The organism is Mycobacterium sp. 1164966.3 (assembly GCF_001665395.1).
GTDB lineage: Bacteria > Actinomycetota > Actinomycetes > Mycobacteriales > Mycobacteriaceae > Mycobacterium.
The window spans coordinates 1-14,660 of record NZ_LZSG01000046.1; the positions used below are offsets into that span (position 1 = coordinate 1).

The 14,660-nt window shown below is 66.3% G+C and carries 13 protein-coding genes; 4 read left to right on the plus strand and 9 right to left on the minus strand.

Features of this window, described 5'->3' with window-relative positions:
- Positions 1–1,528: lipoprotein LpqH (locus A9W99_RS18055; protein ID WP_216639739.1), on the plus strand; the 1,528-nt coding region annotated here is incomplete at its 5' end.
- Here A9W99_RS18055 and A9W99_RS18060 read toward each other — a convergent pair.
- From A9W99_RS18060 to A9W99_RS18075, 4 genes are all read right to left on the minus strand, one after another.
- Positions 1,525–2,883, minus strand: coding sequence for an amino acid permease (locus tag A9W99_RS18060; protein ID WP_082930075.1), 1,359 nt, complete (start codon positions 2,881–2,883; stop codon positions 1,525–1,527). The genes A9W99_RS18055 and A9W99_RS18060 overlap by 4 nt on opposite strands.
- 47 nt (positions 2,884–2,930) lie before the next feature.
- Entirely contained in the window at positions 2,931–3,674 is a 744-nt protein-coding gene (locus tag A9W99_RS18065; RefSeq protein WP_156623169.1) for a class I SAM-dependent methyltransferase, read from the minus strand.
- Positions 3,675–3,914: 240 nt separating this feature from the next.
- A complete protein-coding gene (locus A9W99_RS18070) occupies positions 3,915–5,252 on the minus strand; it encodes an MFS transporter (protein ID WP_067381050.1) in 1,338 nt (445 codons plus the stop codon).
- Positions 5,253–5,254: 2 nt separating this feature from the next.
- Positions 5,255–6,400: an LLM class flavin-dependent oxidoreductase gene (locus A9W99_RS18075; RefSeq protein ID WP_067381053.1), complete on the minus strand. Its 1,146-nt coding sequence runs from the start codon at positions 6,398–6,400 to the stop codon at positions 5,255–5,257.
- A gap of 251 nt (positions 6,401–6,651) precedes the next feature.
- On the opposite strand from A9W99_RS18075, the gene A9W99_RS18080 reads away from it, so the two are divergent.
- Together A9W99_RS18080 and A9W99_RS18085 are read left to right on the plus strand one after the other, a co-directional pair.
- Positions 6,652–7,539, plus strand: coding sequence for an esterase family protein (locus A9W99_RS18080; protein ID WP_067381131.1), 888 nt, complete (start codon positions 6,652–6,654; stop codon positions 7,537–7,539).
- A 10-nt stretch (positions 7,540–7,549) separates the two neighbouring features.
- Positions 7,550–9,709, plus strand: a complete 2,160-nt coding sequence (locus A9W99_RS18085) for an acyltransferase family protein (RefSeq protein ID WP_067381058.1) — start codon at positions 7,550–7,552, stop codon at positions 9,707–9,709.
- A 306-nt stretch (positions 9,710–10,015) separates the two neighbouring features.
- Here the strand turns inward: A9W99_RS18085 and A9W99_RS18090 are convergent, their stop codons facing one another.
- On the minus strand, positions 10,016–10,705 hold the full coding sequence (locus A9W99_RS18090; protein WP_082930076.1) for a GDSL lipase: 690 nt from the start codon (positions 10,703–10,705) through the stop codon (positions 10,016–10,018).
- A 4-nt stretch (positions 10,706–10,709) separates the two neighbouring features.
- A complete protein-coding gene (locus A9W99_RS18095) occupies positions 10,710–11,984 on the minus strand; it encodes an acyltransferase (protein WP_067381064.1) in 1,275 nt (424 codons plus the stop codon).
- A 367-nt stretch (positions 11,985–12,351) separates the two neighbouring features.
- On the opposite strand from A9W99_RS18095, the gene A9W99_RS18100 reads away from it, so the two are divergent.
- Positions 12,352–12,783: an STAS domain-containing protein gene (locus tag A9W99_RS18100; protein ID WP_067381068.1), complete on the plus strand. Its 432-nt coding sequence runs from the start codon at positions 12,352–12,354 to the stop codon at positions 12,781–12,783.
- Here the strand turns inward: A9W99_RS18100 and A9W99_RS18105 are convergent, their stop codons facing one another.
- Genes A9W99_RS18105 through hemB form a run of 3 tightly spaced genes read right to left on the minus strand, consistent with a single transcriptional unit; the run spans position 12,784 to position 14,625 of the window.
- Positions 12,784–13,026 (minus strand): hypothetical protein, encoded by a 243-nt coding sequence (locus A9W99_RS18105; RefSeq protein ID WP_067381134.1) that lies wholly within the window; start codon positions 13,024–13,026, stop codon positions 12,784–12,786. It lies immediately after the preceding gene.
- Positions 13,023–13,601 carry a DUF3093 domain-containing protein gene (locus tag A9W99_RS18110; protein WP_067381071.1) on the minus strand — a complete coding sequence of 193 codons (579 nt, stop codon included), beginning with the start codon at positions 13,599–13,601 and terminating at the stop codon, positions 13,023–13,025. The genes A9W99_RS18105 and A9W99_RS18110 overlap by 4 nt, the downstream gene beginning before the upstream one ends.
- Positions 13,602–13,644: 43 nt before the next feature.
- Positions 13,645–14,625, minus strand: a complete 981-nt coding sequence (gene hemB / locus A9W99_RS18115) for a porphobilinogen synthase (RefSeq protein WP_082930077.1) — start codon at positions 14,623–14,625, stop codon at positions 13,645–13,647.
- Between the last annotated feature and the right edge of the window lie 35 nt (positions 14,626–14,660).

The window sequence follows — 14,660 nt, forward strand, 5'->3', positions numbered from 1 at the left end:
GACCATCGTGCCGATCGCTCATGCTGCGCCCCCGCCCCCCACCGCTGATCCGCCTCCTCCGGACCGCAGAAGAAGGAAGCGGCCCGGAACTCTCACTGCCGCAGCAGTTTTGGCCTTCATCATTGCGGCGTGGACGCCATTCGCTATCTTGGGCCAGATTGTCGCCGCGGATTTGATGACAAAACGGGGCCGGCATGGCTTACCGGCCTTTTACACACCATCCGTCGCCTATCTGTTTGCGCTGGAAACCGCCGTATGCGGGGTGCTGATGGTGTGGGGCGGTGTAGCCGCGCTTCGAGGCAAGACCAGGAAACTCCTGCTTTACTCCGTGTTGGTACAGGCTGTTTTCGCCTCGGTCGTCAACGGGTTGATGCTCAAGACCGGGGTGGGCTGGTTCAGTGGAACTCTCGGTCTCGTCATCATTGGCCTGCTGTCCACCAAGGCAAGTCGGGAATACTTTCAATCGCCGGCGGTTCCGCTGGAACATTCACAAACCACCGTCACACCGACCGACCTCACCCCGACCGACGTTGTGCGGCCATCGCGGGCCTTTCTTTTGGTCTTGATAGTTCTGCCGGTAGGACTTGCATTGCTAAAGGCCACGACGAACGTCGCCGACAGCTTGGTTTTCTTGCTCGTCCTCGTGTCTGTCTGCATCGCGGGGATCGCGCTGTATGTCATGTACGTAATGCGAACTGGCCTGGGACGCAGCGGCAACGATCTTGTGTTCACCGACTGGCTGGGCCGGCAGCAGGTGATCCCTTTGGCGGATATCGACCGCGCAGTGTTCGTGCGCCTGCGCGCGGGTGAAGCCAATACGGTTCCTGACAAGCGTCTGCTGCTGCGGCGCCGTTCCGGCGCGCCACCGCTGATGTTCCGCGTCGGCCTTTGGAAGACCGATCAAATCGTCGGATTCCTCAACACCCGGGGAATAGCGGTCAACTCGGCTGAGCAGCCGATGTCGGCGAAGAAGGTAGCCCACGAGTTTCCGGGGGCGAGGTTCAGCTGGTCGGATCGTCACCCAGTGCTGCTGGGCTTGGGCGTGGTGCTGGTCGTCGGCGCTGTGATCGCTGCCGCCGCAGTGGTTCCCGACTTGTCCAGTCGTAAAAGCGCACGCTCGAGCCACCCCTCTTCATCCCCCCAGAGGGTGGCCAACAGCGTCGTCCTCGGCGGTCGCGAGCTATTGCCGAACTCCGGCAACAATTCGATCGTCACCTGTCGGATCGATCTGGGCTATTTCCAGATCGTCATTAGAGGCGGTCCAGCCACGAGTGATGGGGTGTACACGGCGTACTGGGCCGAACGTGACATCACGCAGTCCGTCGGCGTGAACTTCGGCTATATCGACGGCGCTGAGTGGTCGACATTTGCCGCCAAGAAGGAGTCGCGCGCGGAAAAGAACGGCAACACTTACAAAGTCACCGGGTCAGCACGCCTCCAGCGGTATGCCGGCGATGATCGACCCTGGCCGCCGAACGTTGTCGGAGTACCGGAGAAGCCATTCACGATCACGGCGACCTGTCCCTAATTCGCCTGCGGCTCAGCGCTTTTGCGCCTGCTTCGCATGGCAAAGTACACCCCGATGACCACCGCCCAGGACAGCAGGCTGAGCCAGAGCTGACTGCGGGCGGTGTGGTCGAACGCCATCTGCACCAGGACGGCCATGATTCCCACCAGAGTCAGGACGGACAGCACCGGGAAGAACCACATCTTCACCCGGAGCTTCTCGTCAGCTGTCTTGCGGCGCAACACAATTTGCGACATCGCGATCAGCAGGTAGACGAACAGGATGATGGCGCCGGACGAATTGAGCAGGAAGAGGAAGACGGTGTCCGGCGCCAGCCAGGCCATCAGCACGCACAGAAAGCCCACCACCGACGAGCACATGATGGCGACGTGCGGTACCCCGCGCGAGCTGATCTTGACCAGCGCAGACGGCGCTTCATCGCGTTCGGCGAGCACGAACAGCATGCGCGACGCGGTGTACAGCCCCGAGTTCAGACACGACAGCACCGCGGTCAGCACGACCGCGTTCATGAGCTGATCCGCGCCGGGAATGCCGATGTGCTTGAGGGCGGCAACATATGGCGAGGCGCCTGCTTCCACAGAGTTCCACGGCAGCACGACCACGATCAGAAAGACCGAACCGACGAAAAAGATCGTGATGCGAGCGACCACGGAGTTGGTGGCTCGCCGCACCGCTTGCTCGGGATCCCGGCTTTCGGCGGCGGCGATGGTCACCACCTCGGCCCCGACCATCGAGAAGATCACCACCACGATCGCGGCGAAGACTGCCCACACGCCCTTCGGGAAGAAGCCGCCGTACGATACCAGATTGGAGAAGTCCAGGTGCCTGCGCGGCCACCAGCCAAGGGCGAAGGCCGTGCCGAGGCCCAGGAAGACGACGATGGTCGCGACTTTGATTCCGGCGAACCAGAATTCGAACTCGCCGAACGACGACACCGAGAACAGGTTCGTCGCGGTCATCAGCAGCATCAGACACAGCGACGACAGCCACAGCGGCGCGGGCAGCCAGTAGTTGAGTACCTTTCCTCCGGCGACCGCCTCGAAGCCGACCACGATCACCCAGAAGTACCAATACAGCCAGCCGACCGAAAACCCTGCCCAGCCGCCCAGAGCCCGTGCCGCGTAGTCGGCGAATGAGCCGGTCGATGGGTTGGCAGAGGCCATTTCGCCCAGCATCCGCATTACCAGGATGATCAGCAGACCGCAGATCGCGTACGTCAGAAACGCGGCCGGCCCGGTATCGCGGATCACGACACCGGACCCGACGAACAATCCCGCGCCGATCACTCCGCCGATCGCGATCATGTTCAGCTGTCGTTGCGACAACCCTGGGCGCAGTTGCGTTTCGCTGCCCAAGCCGTCACCTCCCCTGGACGACGCTGCACCGCACAGGGGCAAGCATGTCAGTCCAGGCGGGTCGCCACCACCGACCACACCGGAATGTGCACCAGGTAGTCCTCGAGCAGCGGGTTGAGCACCTCAAGCTGGTGCTGCAGCGGTTGCATCTTCGCCAATGCCTCTCGCTGATGCGCACCGACGGTCGCCGTCATCGCGGCGAACGTCTCAGGTCCGAAGCGGGCCTGATAGGTGCTGGGCCCCAGGTAGTCCAAGCGCCAACCGCTGGCCCCGAGGACACGCTCGAAGTTGTCGGCAGGGATGCCCACCCACTGGATGCCGTTGACGTTGTGCGGGCTGAATTCGAACATGTACAGCCGGGCGCCGGGTTTGGTGGCGCGGTGCAGCGCCTGCGCGTACTGAGTCTGCACGGCCTCGTCGTCCATCAAGACGTGATAGAAGGCGCTGTCCACCACGGTGTCGAAGCGGCCCTCAAATCCGTCCAGCTTGGTGGCGTCGGCCACCCGGAAGTCGACCTGCACCCCGGCCCGCTCGGCGTTGCGCTTGGCCCGCGCGATAGCCGTGGGCGAACCGTCCACGCCGGTCGCCGAATAGCCTTGCGACGCATAGTGAATCGCGTGATAGCCGGGGCCAGTCCCGGGATCCAGCACCTCACCGCGAATTGCACCGAAGGCCACCAGCTGCTGCACCACCGGCTGCGGCCCGCCGATGTCCCACGGGATCAGCCCCTCCGTCCTCTCCGCTTCGCCGTACAACGGTTCGAAACCTGCAACGCCCACGTCACCAGTCATTGGCCCACTCGCTTCCTCGCGTTAGTTTAAGAACGATAGCGTTCACTATACTAACCTTCACAAAGAAAACGCAAGCGTCTCTTAAGGCGGGGCTCAGCCAAACCCGCGTCCCGCGCCGAACGTGTTCTGACGGCGAGAATTTCGCGGCTGATTTCTCACCCTGAGAACACGCTCGACGCGGCCGTCTCGGGAGTGGCCGGGCCCAGCGCGGAAGTCACGCCGCCAGCGCAGGCTCGGCGCTCAAAAGTGTAGGTCTTCCTCGCGAATCAGGGCGGTGGCAAGCACGCTGACCGCTGCCGTGGCAACGAGATACCCGCATGCCAGCCACGGTGTTCCACCGACGGCGGCGATCAGGGCGGTAAGGATCATCGGGGTGACGCCGGAGGCGTAGACGCCGGAGAACTGGTAGACGAATGACAAACCCGTGTAGCGGGTGCCGGTGGGATACAGCGCCGAGTACAGCGTGCCCTGCGCGCCGTAGAACAGTGCGTGCACGACACCGAACACCAGAATCATCGCCAGCGCGAACCAGACCAGGTTTTTGGTGCCGAACAAAGCGAACGCCGGGAAGGCCGCGAGGCCGTAGCACGCCACGCCGACCAGATACACCCGGCGCGCACCGAAGCGGTCGGTCAACGCTCCTGAGACCGGCAGCAGCACGGCCATTAGCAGCGCCGCGAGGGTCACGACCACCAGGACCGACACCCGGTTCAAGCCCAGGGCGCCGGTCGCATAACTGATGGCGAAGACACCCCAGGTGTTGAATGCCGAACCCTCCGCCCAGCGAGAAAGTAGTCCCAGCACGGTGTTACGCCTGGAGCGCGGCTCGCGGACGATCTCCCGAAAGGGCACGGTGGAGGTTGCCTCAAGCGTCCGCAATTGACGAAAGGCCGGGGTTTCTTCGACCCGTAGCCGCACCATGATGCCGATCGCCACCAGCGCCAGGCTCAGCAGAAACCCGATCCGCCAGCCGTAGGCCAGGAACCGGGCCGGGCCGAGCGCGACTTGCAAGATAGCGAATATGCCTGTGCCCAAAGCCAATCCGAGTGCAAGGCCGACCTGCGGCACCGCACCGAAGCGGCCGCGGCGATTTCCGGGGCTGTGTTCGACGGCCAGCAGCACCGCGCCGGCCCATTCGCCGCCGAGCGCGAAGCCCTGCAGCATGCGCAGCACCAACAGCAGCACCGGAGCCCAGGCCCCGATCTGTGCGGCCGTCGGCAGAACTCCGATCAGCGCCGTCGCTCCGCCCATGATCAGCATCGTCAGCGCAAGGCTGCGCTTGCGGCCGATCCGGTCCCCGATATGGCCGAACACCACACCGCCGATCGGCCGCATGACGAACCCGACCGCGAACGTCGCGAACGCCAGCAAGGTGCCCACCAACGAACTTGCGTTGGGGAAGAACACCTTGTTGAACACCAGACCGGCCGCGGTGGCATACAGGAAAAAGTCGTACCACTCCACGGTGGTGCCCAGCAGGCTCGCCGCAACCACGACGCGCAGCCTCCGGCTTCGCTCCGAGCCGGTTTCGTCGTGCCAGTCGACGGCGGCCCGGGCGTCGGGCAGGGTGATCGCCATGACTAGTGCGCCGACGCAGCCGCAAACGGCGTTGCCGCAACCGGTTTCGCTGCAGGGTTGGGTCTACGCCAAAGTCCCTTGCGCTCCAGCAGCGGCAGCACACCCTCGCCGAACCAGTAGGCCTCTTCCAGGTGCGGATATCCCGACAAGATGAAGTGACCGATGCCCAGTTCGGCGTATTCGGCCAGCCTTTCGGCGACCTCGGCGTGCGAGCCGACCAGGGCGGTGCCCGCCCCGCCGCGTACCAGTCCCACCCCGGCCCACAGGTTGGGCGCAATCAGCAGCCGGCTGCTACTGCCGCCGTGCAACTTCAACATCCGACGCTGGCCTTCCGATTCGCTGCGCGCCAGGCTGGCCTGTACCCGCTCGACATCCGCCGGGTCGACGGCCGCCAGCAAGCGGTCGGCTTCGGCCCACGCTTGCTCGGAGGTATCCCGGGCGATCACGTGGATCCGCAAGCCGAACCGAACCTCCCGGCCGGCCTGGCCGGCCAGACGCCGGATCCAGTCGAGTTTCTCGCGGACCGACGGCACCGGCTCACCCCAGGTGAGGTAGACGTCGGAGTACTTCGCAGCGACGGGCCCGGCGGCTGCCGACGATCCGCCGAAGAACACCGGCGGAACCGGGTCGGGCGGGTTGTTCAGCACGACGTCTTCCACCTGGATGTGATCCCCGGTGAACGTCACCGGCTTCCGCGACGTCCACAACTCCCGCACCACCTGCAAGAACTCCGCGGTCCTGGCGTAGCGCGCCTGCTTGTCCAGGAAATCGCCATAGGCCCGCTGCTCATGCGGTTCACCCCCGGTGACGACGTTGAGCAGCAATCTCCCGCCCGAGTGCCGCTGGAAGGTCCCGGCCATCTGCGCGGCCAGGGTTGGGCTGAGCAGGCCGGGACGGAATGCGACCAGGAATTTCAGTGTCTCGGTGGCCTCGATCAACATCGCCGTCGTCAACCAGGCGTCCTCACACCACAATCCCGTCGGTGTGAGCACGGCCTCGAAACCGTTGTCCTCCGCGGCCGCACAGATCTGGCGCAGGTACCGCAGTGTCGCCGGCCGGTCGCCGTGCATCGATGTGCCGTGTCCGCCTGCGACCAGGTTGCGTGAATCGCCGTAGGTCGGCAAAAACCAGTGAAATGCCAAGCTCATCCCCGCATCGTGCGGGATAACCCCCCGCAGCGCGAGGGTTGAAAACTCCCAGATTGAATCCCCCGCTTGGGTCAGCCGAAGTAGTCGTAGTGCCCCGCCGAATGGCATTGCGCGTCAATAACTCACGAAAAACCTTGCTGCTTACGCCCTTCCGAACGCGCAACCTATGTCACGTCTGCGTGACCGCGATATCACAAAGCCCTTCCAATTGCGGCGTGGCAGTAGCGCTGTACCCCGGTCGGCGCGGCATCATGACCCTCGTGCCTGACCTGAACCGCCGTGCGGTGCTGCGTATGGGCGCCGGCGCCGGCGCGGGAGCCCTCGGCGTGTGGACTTTGGGCGCCCTGCTGAATCCGCTCGAGCCACGAGCGGCGCCTTCTCCGCTGGCCCCCGCACCCTTCGAGCCCGCAACGGCGGGCAGCAACACCCAGTCGAACAGGCTCACCGGCTCGTTCGTCTCGCAGGCGCGCGGCGGCGTCGAGACCAACTGGATAATCGTCCTGCCCCCCGGCCACAGCGGTCTGAAGGCCTCGAAGCTGCGTCCGGTGATCGCACTGCACGGCAAGGACGGCAACGCGGGCCAGATGCTCGAGATCGGCGTCGAGGACGCGCTGGCCCAACTGGTCGAGGACGGCAAGCCGCCGTTCGCCGTGGTGGGCGTGGACGGCGGAAATACCTACTGGCACAAGAGGACTTCGGGCGGCGATTCCGGCGCCATGGTGCTCGACGAGCTGCTGCCGATGCTGTCCACGATGGGCATGGACACCTCGCGGGTGGCGTTCATGGGCTGGTCGATGGGGGGATACGGGGCGCTGCTCCTGGGCTCGCGGCTGGGACCCGCGCGGACCGCGGGGATTTGCGCGATCAGCCCGGCGCTGTACACCTCGTTCGCGGCCAGCGCACCCGGAGCGTTCGACAGCCACGACGACTGGGCGCAGAACGGCGTGACTGGCCTTGCGGCGCTGAACTCGATTCCGCTGCGGTTGGACTGCGGCACGTTCGACCGCTTCTACCCGGCCACGCGTGCCTTCGTCAACCAACTGAAAAAGCCTCCGGCGGGCAGTTTTTCGGTGGGCGGACACGACGTGGACTACTGGCGCGGACAGTTGCCCGCCGAGCTGACCTGGATGGCGACATAAGGCTAAGGCAATGACGGTCCAACAGGCAGCGAGCACCCGACGACCCCGCACCGCGGAGTCCCGCCGGGAACGCGGCGCTTTCCGTCCGGACATCGAAGGCTTACGCGCCGTCGCCGTGGTGGCCGTCGTCATGTACCACGTCGGCATTCCCGGCGTACCCGGCGGCTACATCGGCGTCGACGTCTTCTTCGTCATCTCCGGCTTCCTGATCACCGGGCTGCTCTGGCGTGAGGTGACCAGCACCGACACCGTGCGGCTGGGCCGCTTCTACGCCGCGCGGGCCCGCCGCCTGCTGCCCGCCGCGGCCACGGTGGGCGTCGTCACGGCGGTCACCGCCGCCGCGGTACTGCCGCCGTTGCAGGCGCGCAGCGTGTTGATGGACGGCATCGCCAGCGCCCTGTATGTCGGCAACTACCGGTTCGCGGCGCAGGGCAGAGATTACCTGGGCTCGGGCCTGCCGTCGCCCTTTTTGCACTATTGGTCGCTGGGCGTGGAGGAACAGTTCTACCTGGTGTGGCCGGCGCTGATCCTCGGTACCGCCTGGCTTGCCCGCCGCTTTGGCCGGGAGAAGGCGCCGTACGCCCTGGTCCTCGGGCTGATCGCCGTGACGTCGCTGGCGGCGGCGATGCTTTGGACCCGCACCGCGCCGTCCTGGGCGTTCTTTTCGCTGCCCACCCGCGCCTGGGAGCTGGCCGCGGGCGGCCTGGTGGCCCTCACGATCCGGCAGTGGCGCCGGCTGCCGCTGCTGTCCGCCGCAGTCATCGGATGGGGTGGCCTGGCGCTGATCCTGTTGACCTGTACCCAGCTGGGCCGGAACACGCCGTTTCCCGGTGTGGCGGCGCTGCTGCCGGCGCTGGGCACCGCGCTGCTCATCGGCGGCGGTTGTGTCACCGGCGGCATGGGCGTCGGCCGCCTGCTGTGCAAGCCGTCGATGCGGGCCGTCGGAAGGGTGTCGTACTCGTGGTATCTGTGGCACTGGCCGGTGCTGCTGCTGATGCCGCCGCTGCTGGGCACGCCCGCCAACCTGCCGGTCCGGCTGACCGCGATCGTCATCTCCGCCGGGCTGGCGGTGCTCACCATGCATCTGGTGGAGAACCCCGGCCGCTACGCCGCCGCCCTGCGCCGGTCGGCCCGGGCCAGTCTGGCGGTGGCCGCAGCGGCCAGCGCGACCGCGGCGTGCGCGTGCGTGCTGCTGCTGGCGGTGGTGCCGGTGCCGGTGGGGCGCGGACCTGCGGCCGCGGCGGCCAGCATCACGGCACTTGCCCCGACCGCCGACCCGCACGCCGTCGCACCCGTCAGCCCGGAGGAGGCAGCGGTCCGAAGCGCTTTCGCGCAAGCCCGCCAAGCGCTTTCGGCCGCGGCCGGGTTGCGGGCCGTCCCGTCGAACCTGGAACCGTCGCTCGACCGCGCGCCGTCCGACAAGGCCGCCGTATTCGTCAACGGATGCCTGCGTTCGTGGCGTGACGTCGGACAAAACGAATGCGCGACGGGTGACACCGCCTCGCCGGCGACGGTGGCACTGATCGGCGACTCGCACGCCGCCATGTGGGACCCGGCCCTCCAGCAGCTCGCCGAACAGCGGCACTGGCGCCTGGAGACGATGACCAAGGTGACCTGCCCGATGCAGGACCTGCACATCGTCAGCCCCTACCTGGGCCGCGAGTACACCGAATGCGAACAGTGGCGCGGCCAGATCATGGCCCGATTGACGGCCGAACACCCGCGACTGGTGGTGCTGAGCATGAGCCGGCGCTACCGCAGGGATTTCGGCTTCGCGGCCTACGACCCGGCCTGGAGCGACAGCTTGAACCGCACGGTGGCCGAACTGCGCAGCCTGGGCGCCACCGTTCTGGTGCTCGGGCCGGTCGCCGATCCGCAGGGCTCGGTACCAACCTGCCTGTCCGCTCACCTCGACGACGCCGCCGCGTGCGCGGCTGCGCGTTCGGCCGCCGTCAACGGCGACGGGATCGCTGCGGAACAGACGGCGACCACCACCGCCGGCGGGCATTACGCGGATCTCACCGATCTGTTCTGCACTGCCGACCGCTGCCCGGTGATCGTCGGCAACACCCTGGTGTTCCGCGACGACAACCACGTCACAACTCAATACGCGCAACTACTGGCACCTGTTATCGGCGCGTTGGCCGACCGCGCCGTGAGAGACGGGTGAACCTCATGGCGAAGTTGCGCGTCGTACGAGATGAGAGGTTTGTTGGAGGTTTGAGATGACGCTCTTGCTGGTCTGTATTTCAGCGGCGGCGCCAATCGCCGGGATCGGTCTGGTTGAACTGCAGGCCCGCCTCGAGCGCTGGGACTACGAGCGCCACGCCGACGACTGACTCTTTCGAAGCCGACCGCCGGAAACGCGAGCGTGCGCTAAACATCGAGTCTGCGATGAGGGCATCGATCCTGCGTCCAGCGTGCGACGCAGAAGCGAAACCACGCCCCTAGCGCAGTCTCGACGCCGTGCGCCCGCTCACCTACGCAGCTGCGCGTCGATGAGCGGTGCGATCCTGTCGGCCAGGTACTGGTGGCCCGCATCGTTGGGGTGCACGCCGTCGGGACCGATCAGGCCGGGCATGTCGACGAACCAGCGTTCGAAGATCGGGTCGGTCCAGGCCGCCCCCGCCTCGCGAGCCGCACTGAACAGCACGTCGCGGATCTGCAGGACGGCTACGGGTACGTCAGCGGTTGGCCACGGTGGCCCGATCACCAGGAATCTCGCCGACGGCGCAAAGCGGCGCGCCAGATCGAATGTGCTGCGGGCCCTTTCGCCCAGCACCCGGGGATCGACGCCCTGGTCGTTGCGGGAGCCGAAGAACACCACCAACGCGTCGCTGGGCTTGACCGCCCGGGCAGTCAGATCCTCGAAAACGCTGCCCTGGTCGCCAGGCACGCCGTAGCCGGCCCTGCCCTCGGCTGCCACGTCGGCCGCTATCCGAACGCCCCGCTGCCCCAACATCCGCCAGGCACAGGCCGTCCACGACTTGCGGCCCTGGCCGCCCTCGTCGGTGCCGGTCGTATAGGAGTCGCCGACGACTGCGACGTGGTTCAGCCGGAAATCCAGGCTCATCGTCTGAAAGGTCCGCACCGGGTGTGCCGTGCTCTCCAGGACCAGACCGGCCAGCACCGTCAAACCCATGACTAACGCCGTGAGTCGGCTCATGACGTCACACCGCGCGCGCCGGAACCGCTTCCAGCGCCTCGTTCGTCTCGGCCTCGAGCTCGTCCAGCTCGGCATCGGAGGGCTCTTCGGGCTCGACGACCGTCGGCGCGTCCGGGTTGTGACCCGCGGGGGTGGACGGGGCGTCGACCATCCTGCGCATCCACCGGCGGGCGGGCTCTTCGACCGAGTGGTACAGCAGGATCGACAGCACGACGGCGATCGCGAGCAGGCCGAAGATGTTCCACCGCCACGGGTTGTCGGTCTGCCATGGCCGCAGCTGGAAGTTCACCACCGCCCAGGTCCAGGAGGTATGCACCAGCTCGTGCACCATGTAGAGGCAGAACGAGATCTCGCCGCCGTAGACCATGAAGCGCGTCGACAATAGCCTCGGCAGGCTGCCCACGCCGATCGCCAGCGTGATCACCAGCGGAACGAACAGCAGGTCGACCACCCCGCCGCTGTCGTAAACCCCGGTGATCGGGTGAGCCTGCAGGAAGTAGAGGATCCCGACGATCGCCACGACCAGGGCCAACGACAGGTATCCGGCGATGCGGCGGCCCCGATCGGTGGGCCGCAATCGGCGCACCGCGGCGCAGGCCAGCGCACCCGCGGCGAACTGCGTCACGATTCGCGGCAACCAGCTCCACGGCGTGTAGAACACACCGCTGGACAGCAGCAGCAGCACCGGAGGCAGCGACGCCGCGAAGGCCAGCAGCATCAGCCCCCGCGCCCTGGTCGCGTGCTGGATCCGGAAGATCACCAGCACCAGCACACCGAACAGCAAGTAGGCCAGCCATTCCGCACTGATCGACCAGGCCGGACCGTCCCAGCTGGAGAGGTCGAAGAACGGCTGAAACCAGAGTTGGACCAACAGCACCTGACGCACGTAGCTGATCGCGGTGAGCCGGCCGATGTCGGGTGACGGGGTATGACCGACGTGCAGGGTGAGGATGAACCACGCGGCGGCCAGGTGCAAGGTAACCAGGTAGACCGGCCACACCCGGGCCAGCCGCAGCCACAGGAAATGCACGGTGCCGCGTAACGACCACCGCCGGCCCATGCGGTCGAGGTAGTTGTAGGTCAGCACGAAGCCGCTGAGGATGAAGAAGAGGTCGACGCCTTGTGCGCCGCAGTTGAGCACCGGCGCCAGGTTCTCGCGCAGGTCGGGCGACACGTCGGACACCATCGGCCGGAAGTGAAACAGCACCACCCATACCGAGGCGACGATGCGGAGTCCTGTCAGGGCCTTGATCTCGCCCTTGGTATCTCCGGTACGCACGCTGTTCTTTCCGTCTGGACTCGGCTTGTCGGTTCGCTTTCTGGTTGGCTGACCGGGCGGCCCCGCCGCGTCTCAAGGCCTGTCACAGGCCGATCCGGGGCCCCACCAGGCAGATCGGAGGCAGATGGGGCAGACCCCCAGCCGGCAACCGGCAGCCCAAGCAGCCTAACAGCGCGACGGCCGCAGGCCGTGACGGCACCGCGGCAAAACGTGGTTTTGCTTTCCGCAAGCGCCCCAAGAGTCACTTCTTTAGCAAAAGGTTAGACGTGACTGTCGGTCTCCTTAGGTTTTGCGAGGAACGTATAGGCAGGTTTGGTCAGCGCTGAGCGAGCCGCACCGCGGAACGGGACAGGGAACGGGGCTGCACATGACTGCCGTGATCACTCGACGGGAGAACTCCACCATTGATTGCGGTGGCGCCCAAGTTCGGGCTTACAGTCGCCACCTGGCGACGGTGGTGACCGTCCGGGGCGAGATCGATGTCGTCAACGTTGATCAGGTCAAGGCGCACGTTCGGCGTTTTGCCCTGGAAGCCGACCCGGTGGTGCTCGACCTCGGCGAGATGGGCAACTTTGCGCCGGTCGGGATCGGGTTGCTGTGCATGCTCGACGACGAGTGGCGCGCCGCCGGGGTGGAGTGGATGCTGGTTGCCAGCCCCGCGGTCATCGAGACGTTAGGGGACGAGGCCCGCGCAATGTTCCCGATCACGCGCTCGGTGCACGAGGCGCTGCACAACGTGGCCGAGACCATCCAGCGGCGCCGTCAGATGGTGCTCTCGCTTATCAGGAAGACCGCTTAGTCACCCCCTGCCGCGCCACAGCCCGGCCACCCCGAGCACGACCAGCACCCCTGCGATGATCGCCAACAACATCGTCAACAACAGCAGCTGTGGGTTGTAGACCAACGAGGTGGTGACCGGCTGCCCGTCGGTGATGGGCGCGACAGTCACCGTGTGCCGCGCGTGCAACCAAGTCATTGCGGCGCCGGCGGCCGCAGCGCAGGCCAGGCCGATTGCCAGAATCGCCCGGAAGCGAAGCATCACCGTGGTGGCCACGAATCGTTTTCCTCGTCGATGTCGGTGACGTCATCGACGTCAGCAATTGGGTCGACCTCAGGACCGACCCGCTCCTGCACCAGGGGAGTCAGCGCCGCCCGCAGCTGACGATGGCGGCGCGCCCAAGCTTGCGCGATGCGGCCCCCGGTCAGCTTGAGTCCGATGCCCACCCGTCCTCGCGGTACTCCGGCCAGTTCACCGAGGGTCCGTGCTGTCTGCCACTTCGCCAGGTCTTTGCCCGACGCCACGGAGTTCTCGGGCTCCGGGAAGATCCTGACGATCTCGGAGATCAGGATGGTTTCGGTGCCCTGTCGCAGGGCGTCCTGGGTCAACTCGACCGAGGTGTGGATCCGCGCCGCCAGCACCTGCAATCCCACGAACAGCGACACCATCACCAGGAAAATGGCCGGGATCAGCAGGCTGATTTTGGCATGGCTGGATATCTCCACCAGGATCAGCGACGCCGCGCAGGCCGGGCCTGCCAGCAGCCACCACCAGCTGGCGCCGGATTCGTAGAACAACGGCTTGGGGTCCCTGACGTTGTTGCCTGATGTCGATGTCATCTGAGAAACCCCATCCCGTGATTGTTACTCGCCGGGGGACCTGTCAGGAAAGCCAACCCGCCGCGTCGGCGGCCCAGTACGTGAGCACGATGTCCGCCCCGGCGCGCCGGATGCTGGTCAGCGATTCCAGCGCGGCGGCGCGCTCGTCGATCCAGTTGTTCGCGGCCGCAGCACAAATCATCGCGTACTCCCCCGAGACTTGATAGGCGGCCACCGGCACCCGGGACATGCCGGCCGCTGCGGCGACTATGTCCAAATATCCCAGCGCCGGCTTGATCATCACGATGTCGGCCCCCTCGTCGAGGTCCAGTTCGATCTCGCGCAGCGCCTCGCGAACGTTACCCGGCTCCTGCTGATAGGTCCGCCGGTCGCCGGACAGGCTGGAGTTCACCGCCTCGCGGAACGGGCCGTAGAACGCCGAGGCGAACTTGGCGGCGTAGGCCAAGATCACCACATCGCTGTAGCCGGCCGCGTCCAGCCCGTCCCGGATCGCGCCCACCTGACCGTCCATCATTCCGCTCGGCCCGACCACCTGAGCACCCGATTCCGCTTGCGCCACAGCCAATTCCACGTAGCGGGCCACTGTGACGTCGTTATCGACCCGGCCCGATTCGTCCAGCACGCCGCAGTGCCCGTGGTCGGTGAACTCATCCAGGCAGGTGTCGGCCATCAACACGGTGGCATCGCCGAGATCCTTGCTCAGGTCGCGAAGCGCGACGTTGAGGATGCCGTCGGGGTCGGTGCCGGCCGAGCCGGTCGCGTCCTTGTGCTCCTCGCGGGGCACACCGAACAGCATCAGCCCCCCGACGCCGGCGCCGACAGCGTCAGCGGCGGCGCTGCGCAGCGAATCGCGAGTGTGCTGCAATACTCCCGGCATCGAAGCGATCGGTCGCGGCTCGTCGATGTCGGCGACAAACATCGGCAACACCAAATGCCTTGGCTCCAAGGAGGTTTGAGCCACCAGGCGACGCATCGCCGGGGTGTAGCGCAGCCGGCGCGGACGCTGTCTCGGGTACACGGTCATTCGCGGCCGCGAGCGTGCGCAGAATGCCCGCCCTG

Excerpts from the sequence above, each read along its gene's own strand:
- A9W99_RS18065 (WP_156623169.1), bottom strand. The coding sequence starts at position 3,674 with ATGACTGGTGACGTGGGCGTTGCAGGTTTCGAACCGTTGTACGGCGAA.
- A9W99_RS18070 (WP_067381050.1), bottom strand. The coding sequence starts at position 5,252 with ATGGCGATCACCCTGCCCGACGCCCGGGCCGCCGTCGACTGGCACGAC.
- A9W99_RS18075 (WP_067381053.1), bottom strand. The coding sequence starts at position 6,400 with ATGAGCTTGGCATTTCACTGGTTTTTGCCGACCTACGGCGATTCACGC.
- A9W99_RS18080 (WP_067381131.1), top strand. The coding sequence starts at position 6,652 with ATGACCCTCGTGCCTGACCTGAACCGCCGTGCGGTGCTGCGTATGGGC.
- A9W99_RS18085 (WP_067381058.1), top strand. The coding sequence starts at position 7,550 with ATGACGGTCCAACAGGCAGCGAGCACCCGACGACCCCGCACCGCGGAG.
- A9W99_RS18090 (WP_082930076.1), bottom strand. The coding sequence starts at position 10,705 with ATGAGCCGACTCACGGCGTTAGTCATGGGTTTGACGGTGCTGGCCGGT.
- A9W99_RS18100 (WP_067381068.1), top strand. The coding sequence starts at position 12,352 with ATGACTGCCGTGATCACTCGACGGGAGAACTCCACCATTGATTGCGGT.
- A9W99_RS18110 (WP_067381071.1), bottom strand. The coding sequence starts at position 13,601 with ATGACATCGACATCAGGCAACAACGTCAGGGACCCCAAGCCGTTGTTC.
- hemB (WP_082930077.1), bottom strand. The coding sequence starts at position 14,625 with ATGACCGTGTACCCGAGACAGCGTCCGCGCCGGCTGCGCTACACCCCG.